This window comes from Bartonella sp. AA89HNZF (assembly GCF_042196905.1).
Lineage (GTDB): Bacteria > Pseudomonadota > Alphaproteobacteria > Rhizobiales > Rhizobiaceae > Bartonella.
In genome coordinates this window covers 251,923-269,553 of record NZ_JBHIRD010000002.1, presented here as the reverse complement: position 1 = coordinate 269,553, position 17,631 = coordinate 251,923, and the positions used below count along the sequence as shown (strand labels likewise).

13 protein-coding genes are annotated in these 17,631 nt (G+C 37.0%); 7 read left to right on the top strand and 6 right to left on the bottom strand.

Annotation, left to right across the window (positions count from 1 at the left end):
- The coding region (locus ACFIN0_RS02095; protein ID WP_375701808.1) for a pertactin-like passenger domain-containing protein at positions 1 to 4,844 on the bottom strand (4,844 nt) is incomplete at its 3' end.
- A 561-nt stretch (positions 4,845 to 5,405) separates the two neighbouring features.
- On the opposite strand from ACFIN0_RS02095, the gene ACFIN0_RS02090 reads away from it, so the two are divergent.
- Positions 5,406 to 6,695 (top strand): MFS transporter, encoded by a 1,290-nt coding sequence (locus tag ACFIN0_RS02090; RefSeq protein ID WP_375610171.1) that lies wholly within the window; start codon positions 5,406 to 5,408, stop codon positions 6,693 to 6,695.
- Here the strand turns inward: ACFIN0_RS02090 and ACFIN0_RS02085 are convergent.
- The 3 genes from ACFIN0_RS02085 to ACFIN0_RS02075 are packed head-to-tail and all read right to left on the bottom strand — an operon-like array spanning position 6,692 to position 7,570.
- Positions 6,692 to 6,955 carry a hypothetical protein gene (locus ACFIN0_RS02085; RefSeq protein ID WP_375606467.1) on the bottom strand — a complete coding sequence of 88 codons (264 nt, stop codon included), beginning with the start codon at positions 6,953 to 6,955 and terminating at the stop codon, positions 6,692 to 6,694. The two genes, ACFIN0_RS02090 and ACFIN0_RS02085, sit on opposite strands and share 4 nt — an antisense overlap.
- Positions 6,945 to 7,124 carry a hypothetical protein gene (locus ACFIN0_RS02080; protein ID WP_375701807.1) on the bottom strand — a complete coding sequence of 60 codons (180 nt, stop codon included), beginning with the start codon at positions 7,122 to 7,124 and terminating at the stop codon, positions 6,945 to 6,947. The genes ACFIN0_RS02085 and ACFIN0_RS02080 overlap by 11 nt, the downstream gene beginning before the upstream one ends.
- Complete coding sequence (locus ACFIN0_RS02075; RefSeq protein ID WP_375687351.1) at positions 7,124 to 7,570, bottom strand: DNA polymerase III subunit chi; 447 nt, start codon at positions 7,568 to 7,570, stop codon at positions 7,124 to 7,126. The genes ACFIN0_RS02080 and ACFIN0_RS02075 overlap by 1 nt, the downstream gene beginning before the upstream one ends.
- Before the next feature lie 397 nt (positions 7,571 to 7,967).
- On the opposite strand from ACFIN0_RS02075, the gene lptF reads away from it, so the two are divergent.
- The 6 genes from lptF (at position 7,968) to rsmA (ending at position 15,507) form a co-directional block, all read left to right on the top strand.
- Positions 7,968 to 9,158 carry an LPS export ABC transporter permease LptF gene (lptF, locus tag ACFIN0_RS02070; protein ID WP_375610169.1) on the top strand — a complete coding sequence of 397 codons (1,191 nt, stop codon included), beginning with the start codon at positions 7,968 to 7,970 and terminating at the stop codon, positions 9,156 to 9,158.
- Positions 9,155 to 10,246, top strand: a complete 1,092-nt coding sequence (lptG, locus tag ACFIN0_RS02065; RefSeq protein ID WP_375610168.1) for an LPS export ABC transporter permease LptG — start codon at positions 9,155 to 9,157, stop codon at positions 10,244 to 10,246. Before lptF ends, lptG begins: the two co-directional genes overlap by 4 nt.
- Positions 10,247 to 12,607 carry an LPS-assembly protein LptD gene (locus ACFIN0_RS02060; protein WP_375701806.1) on the top strand — a complete coding sequence of 787 codons (2,361 nt, stop codon included), beginning with the start codon at positions 10,247 to 10,249 and terminating at the stop codon, positions 12,605 to 12,607.
- 109 nt (positions 12,608 to 12,716) lie between these two features.
- Complete coding sequence (locus ACFIN0_RS02055; RefSeq protein WP_375606282.1) at positions 12,717 to 13,673, top strand: SurA N-terminal domain-containing protein; 957 nt, start codon at positions 12,717 to 12,719, stop codon at positions 13,671 to 13,673.
- Positions 13,673 to 14,686 carry a 4-hydroxythreonine-4-phosphate dehydrogenase PdxA gene (gene pdxA / locus ACFIN0_RS02050; protein ID WP_375701805.1) on the top strand — a complete coding sequence of 338 codons (1,014 nt, stop codon included), beginning with the start codon at positions 13,673 to 13,675 and terminating at the stop codon, positions 14,684 to 14,686. The genes ACFIN0_RS02055 and pdxA overlap by 1 nt, the downstream gene beginning before the upstream one ends.
- Positions 14,677 to 15,507 (top strand): 16S rRNA (adenine(1518)-N(6)/adenine(1519)-N(6))-dimethyltransferase RsmA, encoded by an 831-nt coding sequence (gene rsmA, locus ACFIN0_RS02045; RefSeq protein ID WP_375606284.1) that lies wholly within the window; start codon positions 14,677 to 14,679, stop codon positions 15,505 to 15,507. Before pdxA ends, rsmA begins: the two co-directional genes overlap by 10 nt.
- A gap of 29 nt (positions 15,508 to 15,536) precedes the next feature.
- Here rsmA and gmk read toward each other — a convergent pair whose 3' ends face one another.
- Positions 15,537 to 16,214: a guanylate kinase gene (gene gmk, locus ACFIN0_RS02040; RefSeq protein ID WP_375610165.1), complete on the bottom strand. Its 678-nt coding sequence runs from the start codon at positions 16,212 to 16,214 to the stop codon at positions 15,537 to 15,539.
- 293 nt (positions 16,215 to 16,507) lie between these two features.
- Positions 16,508 to 17,617: an endolytic transglycosylase MltG gene (gene mltG, locus ACFIN0_RS02035; protein WP_375701804.1), complete on the bottom strand. Its 1,110-nt coding sequence runs from the start codon at positions 17,615 to 17,617 to the stop codon at positions 16,508 to 16,510.
- Positions 17,618 to 17,631: the final 14 nt, after the last annotated feature.

The following is a 17,631-nucleotide window of genomic DNA, read 5'->3' as shown; positions in this document are numbered from 1 at the left end:
CCGGTCTGATCCAGTTTAAAATCTATATGCTCTGTCGCAATGCTCTCTTTAGATTTAATCGCATAGGTCCATAAAGCTGCATTCTTTTTACTTTTATCTAGAACTCCTCTTCCCGCACGTACGGTTTGCATTTCATTGTGAAAAACCATCACTGGAGCCACAGACATAGACAATACCGCATCTGTAGAGGGAGTGGTCAAAAAGTGAGAAACTGAAAACGTCTCGCTTAATTGTGAAGAAGGTTGTTCTTTATGAACTGGACGCACAATCATTTGATCGGCTAAAGAGTGAGAAGATTCTGAAACAGCAGTTTGTTGTTTTTCATCAGAAAGAGGATGAGAACTTCCTGAACCTAAAACTTCAATAACGTGATTTCCAAGAGAGAAAACAGTTGGAGATACAGAAGCCTGAGATTTTTGCCTTAAGTTTTGGCAGTTCTCTCTTCGACGTGGCAATTTAATAACATGCGCTTGTGGTGCTGCAATCGTTGAAAGAGAAGAAACCGATTGATTTTGATTTAAATGCCGCACAGATCTGCTTCTACTACGTGGTAAACTGTTGAGAAATGAAACATTATCAATAAATACTGCAGATAAATACCAAACTTTTTCGCCCCCATCCTCATCAATTCTCTGTTTTAAACCATACGTATAGGTTCCGCCATCAATAGTTTTAACATTTGCACCAGAAAAGCTTCTCAGGGTAAAATGTGCGCCTCCACTTTGATCAACAATTAAATCAAGTTCTGTTGAAGAAGGATCAACAATTTCAATACCGGAATCTAAAATATTTATTGTGTGAGAACCACGGCCATTTTTGATAAAGAGATAATCACCTTCTCCTTCTGCAAGGCTGACATTAAAATCGAAATGTAGACTCCCCAAAAGATTATCAATATAAAGCTTAGAGTAATGTAAATCGGATTCTGTAGAAGTAAAAATAATATTTCCCACACCGCTCAGCTTCTTAATATAAGTTTCTGTGTTTCCATATCCATTAGAAATAGAGTATAATTTAGCGTTTTCTCCCTCTAAATTAATATCGTCTACTGTTGTGTGATAATTTTTGTATTCAGTATAAAAGCTATTATTTCCAGCATAAAGATGGACTTGTCCCAAATCATGAATCTTTATTTTTCCTTCCAACACCGCACCAGCAAAAATCCATGAATTGGCTCCTTCTTTAATTGTTAGATTTTTTACAATGCTACCAGCATGAACTTCTTGAGCAGCATGGCGGTGTAAAGTCACAATGTTCACCTCTCCCCCTGCTAATACCCGCTGTACACCACCCGCGAAAACCTCAGTATTCACAGCTAAACCACCACTCTTTTGTATAAAATCATCATCATCTGCGAACCACTTAGCAAGAGTTTGTATTCCTCCACTCATCACTTTTGTTCCCACAGCCATCCCATCATCATATACATTCTGCTGTCCTGGCGTATCACCTTGACCATAAAGTGTCGTGTTATAAGCGCTGCTCCCCACAATTCCACCATTTACATAACCATCTCCGAAAACAAGCTGCTCCCCACCATAAATTTCAGCTCTCAATGCGGTTCCTCCTCCCTCCACTCTTTGTTTTCCACCCTCGTAAATAATCGTAAATTCTGAAATCCCTTGTTCCCCTACAATCTCAACACCACCATTTTCAATGGTTGTATTCTTACTAAAACCACCAGTCTCAACATAGAGTGTTGCAGTTTCCGGAACTGTATTATTAATGGATAATTTAAAATCATCCATTTCTCCATCACCAGCAATATAAACTATGCTATTGGCACCGAGCACGGAGCTTTGCAAAATTTTTTCACGTGTACCAGTAATGAAATCCTCTGCATAAAAACTGAAATCACCTTTATAAGAATTGGCTATAGAATCTTCCAAAGGAGAACCATACTTTTCTTGCTCAAAAGATTCAGCTATAGGCAACTCCATATGAGATGGAGGAAAGATAGGAGAAAAATTTTTTTCTGGCATAGATGGTGTCGATAAAGACCAAATCTTTCCACCGTTATGATCTTTTTTCTTGAGAGCGTACATGTAGACTCCATTATCAACAGTAGCTATCTCTTCACCCCAAAAATCTATCAGAGTAAAATGCGCATTTCCGCTTTGATCATGAATTAAATCAAGCTCCAAAATTAAGTTCTGATTTTGTAGAAGAGAATTGGTAATTTCAACACCAGAATCGATAACGCTTATGGTGTGATTACCTGCTCCTTTTTTTATCAGAAGATAATCACCGCGCTGTTCTACAAAATTAGTATTAAACCTAAAATGTAAATTACCTGAAAGATTACCAACCTCAAGTTTAGAATAATGTGGATTAAACACGGTAGAAGTAAAAATAACGTGTCCATTCCCGCTTAAATCCTCAATCAAAGAGCTTTCACCGTCCATCTTGGAAGCAATAGAGTATAATGTGGTATCTTTGTCATTTAAAACAATTTTTTCTACTTCAGTACGAGATCGCTCAGTACCAGCATAAAGATAAATCCGTCCAGAATCATGAATCATGGTGTTCCCTTCTAATGTTGCACCATAATGTAACCACGATTGTGCTTGATCCTTAACGGTTAAATCTTTTACATAACCTCCTAAATCTATTTCCTGAAAAGCAGTCCCTTCTAAAAGAACGCCAATCGCGATTCCTCCCGCTAAAACATGTTGCTGTCCACCAGAAAAGACCTTCGTATCAAAGGCAAAGCTGCTATACTCGTTTAGATCCTCTTCTCCATAAAGATTTTGTATCCCGCCTTCCATGATCTGTGTGTTAAAAACCTCTCCATCATCATACACATTCTGATATCCTCGCACTCCATTCTCACCAGAAACGATAGTGTCATGGGCGCTGCTCCTCACCATCGCACCCTTGATCTCAGACTTTCCTGAAACAAACTGCTCACCACCGTAAATTTTAGCTCCTTCAGCTTTTCCCCCCTCTTTAACCTTTTGTTGCCCCCCTTTATAAACAATAGTATCCTGCGAAAGACCCTGTGTTTTAATAATCTCAGTACCGCCTCTTTGAATTGTCGTATACAAGCTAAAACCACCGCTATAAACGGAAAGCTTTCCACCATCTTTAACTGTATTACTAATTGAAGTTTCTCCATTGCTATCAACTTCCTTGCTGCTCGTGTCAAAGCTAGGATCCGCAATAGAAACAGTTGTTCCTTGATCAATTGTGAGTTTTGTGAGTAAATCACTTGATGAACCAGTATATGGTTTCAATACACTATCAAAAACTTGAGAAGTTGTCTCATCAATGGTGTGGTTTGCATCTAAGTACCAAATTTTACCAGTACCCTTATTGTTTCTATGTTTCAAACTGTACCGATAGGTTCCGGCATCAACAGTTCCGATTTTTTCACCAAAAGTGTTTGTCAGAGTAAAATGAGCATTTCCGCTACGATCAGTAATTAATTTAAGCTTTTTGTAAGAAGAATTTGTAATTTCACGTCCAGAATCAGCCACACTTATTGTGTGAGAACCAGAGCTCCTTTTTTTAATGACAAGATAATCACTAAGCTGCTTGGCAAAATTGACATTAAAATCGAAATGTAAAGAACCTGAAAGCTCATCAATATTAAGCTCTGAGTATTGCTTATTAGTCCCTAAAGACGTAAAAATAACTCTCCCATTTCCTTTTAAATTCTGGATATTAACGTGAGGTTTTTTGTCATTATCTTCAGGAGCAATAATGTATAGTTTGCTATCTTCTCCATTTAAATTAAGATTTTCTACTTCCGTAACAGCTTCACCATTTCCAGCATAAAGATAGAGACTACCAAAATCATGAATATTTGTATCCTTATCTAATATTGCACCAGCAAAAACCCATGACCTTGCTTGATGATTAATGGTTAGATTATCCGCATATCCGGAATCATATATCTTCTGCGTAGCTCTATCGTATAAAGTAACTTCACTCGCATTCCCTCCTGCAAAGATATTCTGCATACCATTTTTAAAAAGTTCGGTACTCAGTGCAAAAGCCCCTTCATTAATTGTAAAATCTTCATCTTCTGTATCGGCTGTATCAGCATCTTCTGAGAAGCTATTATGAAAATTCTCTTTACCATCAAGATTCTGGACACCGCCTTTCATAATCTTTGTGTCAACAGCCAGCCCCCCACTATAGACATTTTGTATTCCTGGCACTCCATCTGCAGCATGAATTTCAGTGCCATAAGCACTACTTTCCTTATCTTTACGCGACAAACCAGCTCCAAGAATCCCCTTACCAAAAATAATCTGCTCACCACCATAGATTTTAGCTCCCTCAGCATTTGCACCACTCTCAACAATTTGTTTACCCCCTTTTTTAACAGTGGCATATTCCGAACTGCTCAGATTTTGGACGAATTCAATACCACCACTCTCAATTGTTGTATCCCTGCTAACACTTGCTGCATCAATGTAGAGTTTTCCCCCCTCTCTAACCGTATTATTAATGGAATAGGCAGCATCTTTATAGTTAAAGCTATTTATTTCAGAACCTTCAGAGTCACGTTTAGTAATATAGACAATAGCATCATCGCTTATTACTGAATTTGTGAGAACTTCAAAGAATAGGTTTTCTAATCCCTTCCTTTCCTCTTCTGAAGACTTACTTCCTTCTACTGTCTGTTTATTCTCTATCCTTTTTGATCCCCCCTTTTTTTCTTTTAATCCCCTCACTTTTGATAACGATGTTCTTGTCTCTTCTAGATGTTCACTGATATCTACTGGTGTTAATAGCTTTTCTTTTGGTGTCGCTACTCCATCTGCACTCGCAATCTTGACAAAAAAACCACTGGTCATTAGTGCACAAAAACTTAATTTCAATTTGCGTTGCATTATTCACACTCCATAATTTTAAATTTAAATTCTCCCATTTAGAAAAAAGTGCACAGACCAAAACAACACAATGTTGCTCACCCTCATGTCTTTTAAGATAACGAAGCATTCGATAAATTAAGCTCTGACAGATCAAATATACACCATGTGTTTTAAAATATATGCACAACTAAAAGATTTAATTCTTTTTTAGATACACCTAAAAAGTGTTATAATTACATTCATGAAAATATTTTTGAGGCAATAAACACTGATCTACCAATAAGGCTGATCCCTCAAGAGATAAAAACAGCATTAAACTTTAAAGGAAACAGCAATATGAATGAGAACAGCGTTTATGGCTACGTATTTCCATCTTCTACAGCATTTAAAGCAATGCCTTTATGCTATTCAATTTATATAATTTATAGAACACTTCATTCATGCTCATCAGTCTATACTCATTGTTCTAATATAGAGGAAACGTCATAATATTGACTCGACACTGATTTGAAATTTTTATAACTATAGTTAGTTAATTCGTCATTTGATTTGTCATACACTGAAAGGGACATTCTATTCATGTCTACAAACTTAGAAATGCAAGATAAAAACAACAGAAATTCCCCTCGTCGCATTTTGTTTGCAAGCCTTATTGGCCCAACAGTTGAATTCTTTGATTTCTATGTCTTTGGCACTGCCGCAGCTCTCATATTTCCTCATGTGTTTTTTCCAACACAAAATGATCAGGTTGCCATTTTACAATCTTTCCTGATCTTTGGAGCAGCCTTTTTTGCTCGCCCCTTTGGATCAGTTGTTTTTGGACATTTTGGAGATAAAATTGGAAGAAAAGCAACACTTATCGCTTCTCTTCTCACCATGGGACTTTCAACAGTCACTATTGGTTTTCTTCCTACTTATGAAATGGCTGGGTGGTTTGCCCCTTTCCTGTTAACCTTATGCCGTATTGGACAGGGAATGGGATTAGGAGGAGAATGGGGAGGCGCTGTTTTGCTCGCAACAGAAAATGCCCCTCCAGAAAAGCGCGGCTGGTATGCGATGTTCCCCCAATTGGGCGTTTCAATCGGTTTGTTTTTATCTATTGCTGTTTATTTGGGTCTGCTGCATTTCCTTGATCGCGCTGAACTTTTAGCTTGGGGATGGCGCATTCCTTTTATTGCTTCAGTTGTTTTTATGATTATAGGATTATGGGTTCGTCTTTCAATCAATGAAACTGTGCAATTCAAAAAAACTCTTGAAAGTAAAGAACATGTCAAAGTGCCTATCATAGATGTCTTTTTAAAATGTCCACGAATCCTATTTCTTGGAATATTTTCTGGTATGGCAACTTTTGTTTTATTTTACTTGGTCACGACATATTTGTTAAGCTATTCAACAAACCATTTGCAATTGCCATTTCATCAAGCTCTTCAAGTCGAAATTGTCGGTGCTGTTTTCTGTGGAATTTTTACTGTCATCACTGGGAAACTCGCTGATCGTATTAGACGTAGAACTTTGATGATTTGGATTACAATCATCACCGGTATGTATTCTTTCGCAATTCCTTATTTCTTAAATTCTGGAGTTATGGGAGTCCTTGCAATGTCTGTCATTGGCTTGTCTCTCATGGGAATGATATACAGTCCTCTTGGTGCTGTTTTGGCTTCACCGTACCCAACAGCAATTCGTTATACTGGTTCTTCTATCACTTTCAATTTATCTGCTATCGTAGGAGCATCTCTTGCACCTTATATTGCAGAATATCTGGTACAACATTTCGATACGTCTTATCTCGGCTACTATTTGCTTTTTGCTTCTTTTATTTCACTGATTTGCTTCGTCGGATTTACAGAGGATGAAATATCCAACTAAAATATAATAACGAAGAATAAAATAAGGACTGGCAGCGAAAATGCTGCCAGTTTCATTTTTAAAGACATGGGTTGAGGTATCTTCCACCACAATATTCCCGCAAACAATGCACTCAAAAAGAAAAATAAAAAATCTGCAATATTGCTTATATAAGAAACAGCAAACATTTCTGATAAGATATGCGTCGTCCCCAACCATGAAACGCAAAAGAAGGCCAACATCACAGCCCATAAAACAAGCAAAATTCGATCAATAATCATCATTATGGTGTTTCGTTTTTTTAATTATAGTCCATATATTTAACATGCCTAAAAGAAAAATCACAATAAAAACCCAACGCCCTCCCCCTGAGCCTTCCGTAATAAAAAGTGCAGGATTTACTATTCCTACCACTCCTATAAAAATCAGAACAATAGATACGAGACGCATTAAACCTGTTTTTCCCAGCGACGATCTTCAGTCTGTTGCCAATACGTTAAATTATGATTTTCCATTTTATATTTTTTCCACTGTGCACGAACGAGATTCAACTGCTCTTCACTTTTACCATCAAATATCACGACAAGTCGTTGATAAGCATCAATATCCGAACAAACAGCTCCCTCTATGAGAAAACGAATCTTTGAATCATTCGGATTTTCTTGTCCTGTTGTAAGAAATACAGGCTGAAAGTTTGGATATTGATCACACTCCGTTCCATGTCCAATAAATGATTCATCAGTATAAACCCATAAATGTATATCTATAGAATCGCGTTGTTCTTTACTCACACACTGTATTGTTACTTTACCAAAACGAGCCAATGCACGCTCCACAAGCGTCGGCAAAATATCCTTCAGCGTTGACTGCGTCAAATGATAGAATAAAATATCCAATCTCTTAAGCCTTCATCATTCTTTATAAAAAAGCTAATATCTTTTTAAAAAAACTTCTATACCCCTAATACAAAGGAAACGGTTCAAGATATAAACCCTCTTTTTTGATTGAGATGCATTATCTCTTTGCACGTATCTTTAAAAGACAATAATTTTTATTTTCAACGTTAATAAAAAAGTTTTTTAAGTTATTTTCTAGATTCTTTGTAGACTATAGTTGAAAATAAAATATAATGTACGGAAAATTTAAAGAGGACCTCATAGGCAATTTTATATTATTTATTTGGTAAAAATATCCAATTCATGAAAGGATATTTTTTCAAACTTTATTACATTTTAACCGAAAGCAGTAAGAATATTTGCTATCGAATTAAAAACTGAGGATTTTCCCCAATTTATGCGTATTATTGAGTTCTACATCCTGAAACGTGTCCTTGTTTTGTTTAGTTCTGTCATGATTGCAGCAGTGGGCGTTAGTTGGACTATACAAATTCTTGCACGGATAAACTTTCTCACAACAAGTAAACAAACACTCCTCACAGTCTTACAATTTTCACTCTCATTGGTTCCTTCTGTTGTTTTTCTGGTCATTCCGTTTGCATTAGTGATCGCAATTACAACCATCCTCTCAGCAATGCATCAAGACTCAGAATTTGCTGTCATCAATGCCTCTGGTTTTCCTAAAAGTACTGTCTGGAAACCTATCCTTCTTCTTGCTATTGTTGCATCCTGTATCTCCTTTTCTATAGCTAATTTTGTTGTTCCTCAAGCGCGTCTTCATATGCGACAAATGCTAGCAAGCGCTCGTTTTGATCTTATCAATCTATTCATTAGTGAAGGGAGCTTTCAAAAACTCGCCAATAACCTTTACATAGAAATTGGCGAACGAAATCCAAATGGAACACTTGAACGCCTTTTCATTGCCGACCAGCGTGATCCTAAGACTGATCTTTTTTATTATGCAACAGACGCATCCATTGTGAGCAATAAAAACGGCAGTTTTCTGGTTCTCAATAACGGTGAAATAGAAAGAGTCAATCATCAAAATAACAGTGTTTCAATCGTGCAATTTAGCTCATATACTTTTAGCCTAGGAGAGTTTATCCCCAGTGATAAAACACCTACTCTTTATCCAAAAGATCGGTCTCTTTCTTATTTACAAAACCCTGACCCAAAAGACCCCTACTATCAACGAAAACCACTCCAATATAAAGCTGAATTTCACCGCAGATTAACACAATGGCTCTACCCTATTGTTTTTTCACTTATTGCATTAGCAGCGGCAGGGGATGTACGCTCCCATCGACAAGCTCGTCATTCCGCAAATCTCTCGGCAATTGCCCTCTCTTTTCTGGTATATTGGATAGGATATTTTTTCGCAGAAAAAGCAAAAAGCGATCTTGCATACGTTCCTTTCCTTTATATTATACCTATAGGAACAAGTGCATTTGTCTTTTTTATGCTTTTAACGAATCATAAAATTGGGCTTCCCACAAAAGTTAATGAGATACTTCAAATCGCTTTTCAAAAAATAATGAACAAATTTGAACATCGAAAATCTCAAGATTCCTCGGATAAAATATCATGATTGGGTGGACACTTGGACGATATTTTTTTATACGTTATCTTAAAATAACTTGTTATTTCTGGGGAAGCATTTTTGTTCTTGCTCTTTTAATCGATTTCACAGAGAATTCCGGTAGGCTATCTTCCCTTGCGCATTATACAGCAAAAGATGCATTTTTCCTCTCTGTTTTACGCATCCCTTTTATCATGCAACAACTTATCCCTTTCATTGCACTCTTTTCTGCAATGGCAACGCTTATCTCGCTCAACAAAAAACTTGAACTTGTGGTGACTCGTTCAATCGGTGTTTCTGCATGGCAATTTCTTATGCCAGCTTGTTTTGGAGCTTTTCTTTTAGGATTATTTTCAATTCTTCTTATTAATCCACTTGCTGCATGGGGATTTTCTCAAGCAGAAAAAAAGATGACTGAATGGCGCAATCACAATGTACTAACACCTCTTCACAATACAAGTATCCACTGGTTAACACAACGTACAAATTTAGGCAGAACAACCATTGGTGCTAAATCTATCTCCGATCAAGGACTTTCTCTTCTCGATGCAACCTTTGTACAATACAATGATAATGCAACCGTTAAAAATTGGATTAATGCCCCAAAAGCAACTTTGACTAATGGATTTTGGCTATTAACAAATGGAACAATCTATAAAATAGGGCATCCTCCTGAAAAATTTACCATGTTGCAAATAAAAACCAATCTAAAACCTGAATTTTTAACGGAACGTTTAGTGAATCCCGCAACTATTCCATTTTACCAATTGCCCCAAAAAATTATGATTGCACGTTCATTTGGCTATTCTGCTCATAATTTTGATATGTATTTCCAATCTTTGATTGCATTACCGGCATTGCTTGTGGCAATGACCCTCATTGCAGCAACTGTATCTTTAAATTTTACACGTTTTGGGCAATCTAGAATGTTGATTCTTGGTGGCGTGATAGCTGGGTTTATGCTTTATGTTATTTCCGTACTTGTCCAAGCTTTTGGTAATGCTGGATATATTCCACCAATTATTGCAGCTTGGACACCCGTTGTTATTGCGTTATTCTTAGGAATCTCTTTTTTGCTTCATAAAGAGGATGGCTAAGTGAAGGCATTAACACTTAAAAAAACTATTTTAACAAAATTAAGTGCTCTCGCTTTTAAAAGTATTGTGGGGGTTATTTTAGGAGGTGCTTTGTCTTATTGTGCGCACGCTCAAAGCCTTCAATCTCCTTCTCAAAGTCGCATTCAAAATCCGGAACCTCCTCTTTTGCTCTCTGCGGATGAACTCATCTACAATCGTGATGAAAACACTGTTTCTGCACACGGTAATGTCCAAATCGAATATGATGGCAATAAAGTTGTCGCTCAAAAAATTATTTACAATCAAAAAACAGGACGGCTTATAGCACAAGGGAACGTTGAAATTACTCAAAAGGATGGTAATAAAATTTATTCCAACCAAATTGATATGACCAAAGATCTTGGCGAGGGTTTTGTAAACGCCTTACGTATTGATACAGCCAACAATGTTCACTTTTCAGCCCAAAATGCTACACGCAAACACAATCACATAACAGTCTTTGAAAATGCAACCTATACAGCCTGTGAACCTTGCTCTTATAAACCAGATCGAGACGTCTTATGGAAAATTAAAGCAAGAAAGATCATATGGAATAATAGCGTCAAAAAAATTCGGTTTGAAAATAGCAGTTTTGAAGTTTTTGGTGTACCGATTATAAAATTTCCAAATTTTGAGATCTATGATCCAACTGTCAGGCGTGCTAGCGGTCTGCTTACTCCTCATTTTTTTTATACCAATGATCTCGGCATGGGGATAAAGAATTCTTATTTCTGGAATCTCGCTCCTCATTACGATTTCACACTTTCTTCTACGGTTTATACCCAACAAGGGCTTTTGACCGAAGGGGAATGGCGTCAACGTTTTAAAACGGGCCGTTATAACATTCGCTTTGCTTATATATATCAAATAAAACCGCATAAATTTGATAATGATACAATTGATGCACAATATAAAAATCGTTATATGCTGGCAACAAAAGGGGACTTTCGTATTAATTCACACTGGACTTATGGATGGGATATTCTTGCACAGTCAGATCGGCATTTTAGTCGTGCCTATAAACTTGAAAACTATAACAATCCTACACAACTTTCTCAGATCTATCTGAATGGTCTTGCAGGACAAAATTATTTTGATATGCGTTTTTATCATTTTAAAGTTCAAGATTTGATATTGAATGATCCTCATTATGAACGTCACTCTCGGCAAGCGTGGGTTCTACCACGCATCGATTATACTTTCACACCAGATGAACCCATTTATAATGGAGAGCTCACCTTCCATAGTAATATGCAATCAATTTATCGTCGTCATGCTGATTTCAGTTCACCCGACAAGAACGCAAATTCTCTCAACATAGTAAGACTTTCTGGTATAGCTGGAAATAGTTTGCGGTTAACAAACGAGCTTCAGTGGAAAAAGCGCTTCAACACGCACAATGGACTCATCTTAACCCCCCTCCTCTCTCTACGAGCCGATATCATTACAACCAATGTACGTGAAAATCATGATTCTTCTATAAAAAACACTGTGTTATCCGAAGTTCGTGGTTCAGCAATTCGTGGCATGGCAACAGCAGGGTTAGAACTACGCTATCCCTTTCTCATTACAGCTGATCATTCTACACATATCATAGAACCAACCGCACAAATTTTCATACGCAATAATGAACAATATATCGGACAAATTCCTAATGAAGATGCTCAAAGCTTTGTATTTGATGCAACTACTCTCTTTCAACGGGATAAATTTTCTGGTTATGATCGTGTAGAAGGTGGCACAAGAGCCAATATAGGTCTAAGATACTCTGGAAGCCTTAATGATAATTGGTCTCTTTATGGTCTCATTGGACAATCCTTTCATCTAGCAGGAAAGAATTCTTTTGCAGAAAAGGACTTTATCAATGTCGGTACTCATTCTAGCTTAGAGGCAAAACGTTCAGACTATGTTGCAATGTTTGGTACAACCCATAAAAGTGGTTTTTCCTTAGAAACGCGTGGACGCTTTGACAAAAAAACAGGAAAAATCCGCCGTAGTGAAATCGAAGCATCACAAAAATGGCAAAATTTTTGGGCGGCTCTACAATATGCCTATATCGCAAAGCAACCAGATTATGAATATTCTCAAGAGCGCCAAGAAATTTCTTTTCAAACAGGACTTAAATTGGCAGATTATTGGTCCATTAATAGCAACGCCGGTTATGATTTAGTATCTGGTACATTTATAAAGCGAGGAATTAGCTTGAGTTATATGGATGAATGTTTCGGGTTAACATTCGGTTATCAACAGGTAACGAATCCAGGCAGGAAAGCACCCTTGCAAAACTTTAATTTCTCTCTTTCATTGCGTACGATTGCAGATATCGGAAAAAAGATAGATTAATTTATAAAGGGAATGTATCAGTCATTTAACTTATCATTGTTTTTATGAAAGAAAGCGTGTATTTTAAGTTGTTGATGAGAATTAATAAACAATGCGAAAGCCTATTTATATGAATAAATTGAAAAAGCGTTTTCTTGCTTTATTTTATATTGCGTCTTTGAGCGTAAGTAGCCTGTTAATAAATGGATTTTTGATTCCGACAGTCTTTGCGCAGACTTCTATTGTTGTTACAGTTAATGGCAACCCCATCACAAATTATGATATACAAAGGCGCCTTGCTTTTCTCAGATTACAACAAAAGCAAGGCAATTTGGTGGCACAGGCTAAAAAAGAGCTTGTTGACGAAAAGCTAAAAAATATTGAAATAAAACGTCTTAATATTGAAGTAAGCAATGATGAAGTTGATAAAGCTTTTGAGAATTTTGCAACACAAAATAATATGACGATTGATCAGCTCAACCAGATTCTGATCCAAACTGATATCACTGTGCAACACTTTAAAGATTACATCCGTGGACAAATAGGATGGGGACGTCTTGTTAGCGCACGCTATCAATCTGAAACAGGTATGATTAGTGAACAAGAAGCTGTACGCAGAATATTAAAAAATGGTGGTGTAAAACCTTCAACCAACGAATATACATTACAGAGAATTGTTTTTGTCATTCCAGCACATCGTCGTTCAGAAATCTTTGAAAGACGTCAAAGAGAAGCAAGTAATTTTCGCGCACATTTCCGTGGATGTGCAAATGCTCACAATCAAGCAAAAGGTATTTTAGACGTTACTATCCGTCACTTAGGAAAGTTTCTGGAGCCCCAACTCCCCAGTGCATGGGAACAAGCTATTCTTGCAACACCTGCTGGAAAAATGACAAAATTACAAGAAACATCTGATGGAATCGAAGCAATTGCTGTCTGCAAAATAAAGAGAGTTTCTGATGATTATGTCGCTCGGCTGATCTTTTCTCTTCAAGATAGTAAAAAAAGAAGCCCGCAAAAACTTGAAGAATTAAGCGACAAATATTTAGAAGAACTGCGCCGAGTGGCGCGTATTCAAAATTCATAATGGCTATTCTTGTTGTTAGCGGTGGTGATCCTGCCGGAATTGGTCCTGAAATAGTACTAAAAGCGTGGAATTTGCGTGTTACGCATAAAATTCCACCTTTTGTACTTCTTGCTGATCCAGATATTATTCGTTCGCGCGCTCGTTTTTTACAGATTGATGTTGAGGTGCAATCTGTTTTAATCAATAATCCTACAAAAAATTTTCAAAACGCTCTTCCTATCATACCGTTAAAAAACAAACAAAGTGATCAATTAGGTATACCTTCATCGAATAATGCTGCTGGAATCATTGAAGCGATTAAACGCAGTGTTCAATTGATTCAAAATGGCCATGCATGTGCACTAATCACTTGTCCTATTGCAAAAAAAAATCTTTATGATGCTGGTTTTCAATTTCCAGGTCATACAGAATTTTTAGCCGATTTGGCATATAAAGCTTTTCATAAATGTTATCATCCCGTTATGATGTTAGCAGGACCTCGATTAAAAACGGTACCAATTACTGTTCATATTCCATTCAAAGATGTTCCTTCACAGCTTACCCGTGATTTAATTATTCAAACGGTACTTATTACTGAATGTGACTTAAAAACACGGTTTAAAATAACATCACCCCGACTAGCTGTTGCTGGTCTTAATCCTCATGCTGGAGAAGGAGGTGCAATGGGAAAAGAAGATATTGAAGTTATCACTCCTGCTATTGAATATCTTAAAAAGAAAGGACTCAATATTGCAGGCCCGCTGCCTGCCGACACAATGTTCCATGAATGCGCAAGAAAGGCATATGACGTTGCCATTTGTATGTATCATGATCAAGCCCTTATCCCTGTTAAAACATTAGACTTTGATACCACCGTTAATGTTACATTAGGTTTACCTTTTATTCGTACGTCTCCAGATCACGGGACTGCTTTTGACATTGCTGATAAAGGGATAGCCTCTCCCGAAAGCTTTATTGCTGCTCTTAAACTTGCAAATCAACTTGCAAAAAATAGTTTGAACCCATGCCAATAGATAATCTTCCTCCTCTACGTGAGGTTATTGATATATATGGATTACAAGCACATAAATCTTTGGGGCAAAATTTTCTTTTTGATCTTAATTTAACCTCTAAAATTGCTCATCAAGCAGGAAATATAGAAGGAAAACCTGTTATTGAAGTTGGGCCTGGTCCTGGAGGTCTCACACGTGCCTTGCTGGCAAAGGGCGCCATTGTAATAGCAATAGAACGCGATGAGCGTTGTATACCGGCTCTCTTAGAAATAGAAAAACACTATCCTCAAAAATTAAAACTTATTTGTAATGATGCTCTGAAGCAAGATTTCTCAAAACTCTTTGAAACAAGCCTAGAAAAACCACGCATTATTGCAAACCTTCCCTATAATATTGGAACACAACTCTTATTAAATTGGCTTTTGTCTGAACCATGGCCTCCTTTTTATGAGTCAATGACATTGATGTTCCAACGTGAAGTTGCCAAACGGATTACGGCTCAACCTCACTCTGCTCACTATGGACGCCTTAGTGTTTTAGCTGGCTGGCGTACCGTTGCTAAAATTGCTTTTGATGTTCCACCTCAAGCCTTTATACCAGCGCCTAAAGTAACCTCTTCCGTTGTTCATATTATTCCGCGCCCCCGCCCTCTTGCCTGCTCTGCACAAAAACTAAGCCTCATTACAAAAACTGCTTTTGGACAAAGACGAAAAATGCTTCGTCAAAATCTCAAAACACTTGGAGGTGAAGAGCTGTTAGAAAAAGCTGGAATTGATGGAAGACGCCGTGCTGAAACACTCTCGGTTTCTGAATTTGTAACTTTAGCGCATCTAGTGCTCTAAAAAATGCACTTTTTGTTTTGCATTCTTTTTTAATAAAGGCATTTATCGATCTTTTCAGCAATAAGCCCATCAACAAAAGAGGCAAGATAAGAACAGCGCTCGCGTTTTGTGGTTTCAGCTAAATAAATTGACTTAATCAAAGATAAAGACTGATCTAAATCTTCGTTAATCACGACATAATCATAAGAATGCCAATGCTTCAATTCCGTTCGTGCATTTTCCAATCGTAAATTGATGATATCTTGACTATCTTCGGCTCGACGATGTAAACGCGAAACAAGCTCTTTCATTGATGGTGGAAGAATAAAAACAGATACAGTGTCTCCTAGCATTTTTTTTTGCAGCTGCTTAGTACCCTGATAATCAATATCAAATAGCATATCACGGCCGGTATTCAATGCTTTTTCAACAGTTTCACGTAAAGTGCCATAATAATTCCCGTGAACTTCTGCCCACTCAATAAATTCATCCCTATCACGCTTATATTTAAACTCTTCCTTTGAAATAAAGTAATAATGCAGCCCATCTACTTCACTAGGACGCCTTTTCCTTGTGGTCATACTTACGGAAAGCTCTAATTGTCCCTCTTTTAGAAGTAATCGAGAAATTGTTGATTTACCAGCGCCTGAAGGTGAAGAGAGAATAAATAAAAAACCGCGGCGTTGATTTGTTTTTATGGCATTGAATTTACTTTCAAAGGCTGTCATCACACCACTCTACTTTGTTTATAAATTTTTCTTCAAAATTTAAATAATACATTACCTCAATATTTCTCCCAACCAATGGTATTTGCTTTAGCAGCTAGATCTCAATGTTATCCTGTTCTTCCATTAAAATAATTTATTAGCAGTATATTTATTTCTTTCTTAAATATTTTTATCCATACGCTAAGCTCTCTTGTAGCATACAAGAAAATGATTTTTATAATTCTTATAAAAAAATTTTACTATACTTTGGATTTTCATTTTACGATGCAAACAGATACGTTATTATTATAAATTTAATGTCTTGCCTTTAATTCTCGCCACTTGCGAACATTCATATTATGTTCTTCTAAAGTTCGAGAAAAGACATGCCCTCCTGAACCATCAGCAACAAAATAAAGTGCATCACTGCTTGGTGGATGTGCTACCGCTTTCAAAGAATCTCGACCTGGATTTGCAATAGCCGTTGGAGGCAAACCATTAATTTTATAAGTATTATAGGGTGTTTCCTTCTCAAGATCTGAACGATAAATCGCACGACCGGATGGTTTTCCTTTTCCTCCGAAGAGACCATAAATTACTGTTGGATCCGATTGAAGACGCATATGCTTTGTAAGGCGGTTATAAAATACCGCAGCAACCATTGGTCTTTCTGCTGCAATTCCCGTTTCTTTCTCAACAATTGAGGCTAATATAACAAATTCATCAATTGATTTAATAGGTAAATCAGGTGAACGCGTAGCCCATATAGCATGAATTAATTTTGTCTGTCCTTCACGCAATCTGTTTACAATCTCTTTACGCGTTGTCCCCCGAATAAAACGAACAGTATCCGTCATTAAACAGCCTTCTGGAGGCAAATTTTTTGGAAGGTCTCCAATCAAAATTTCATTCGCAGCTAATCGATCGAAAACTTGCTGAACCGTTAAACCTTCAGGTACTGTAAATGTATACTCTATAGATTTTCCTTTCACAAGAATATCCATAATATCCTGCATCGAAGCATGAGCTGGAATTAAATATTCACCAGCCTTCAGATGCGTTGTTTTTTGGTGATAACCAACCCCATAAACAAAGATATCTGATGATCGAATGAAACCACGTTTTTCTAGCAATGAAGCAATTTCACGAATTCCGGTACCAGGATGGATAAGAACAATTTGTTCTTCCTCAATTTTTCCCTTTTCTTCAAAAATACTTTTTCCAATATAAAGAGGAATACTTATGCCAAAAAGAATAATCACAATCAGCATAAGAAAAAAATTACCGAGAACAACCAATGGATTACGGACGATAGATGATTTCTTTCGTTTTTTATGTATTAACATGTCATAACTATCTGCTAAATGATTCGAAGAGGAATCACTTACGTCCTTTAATGGTTTTCCATTTTTCACATCGGACATAACCCCTCATAGCG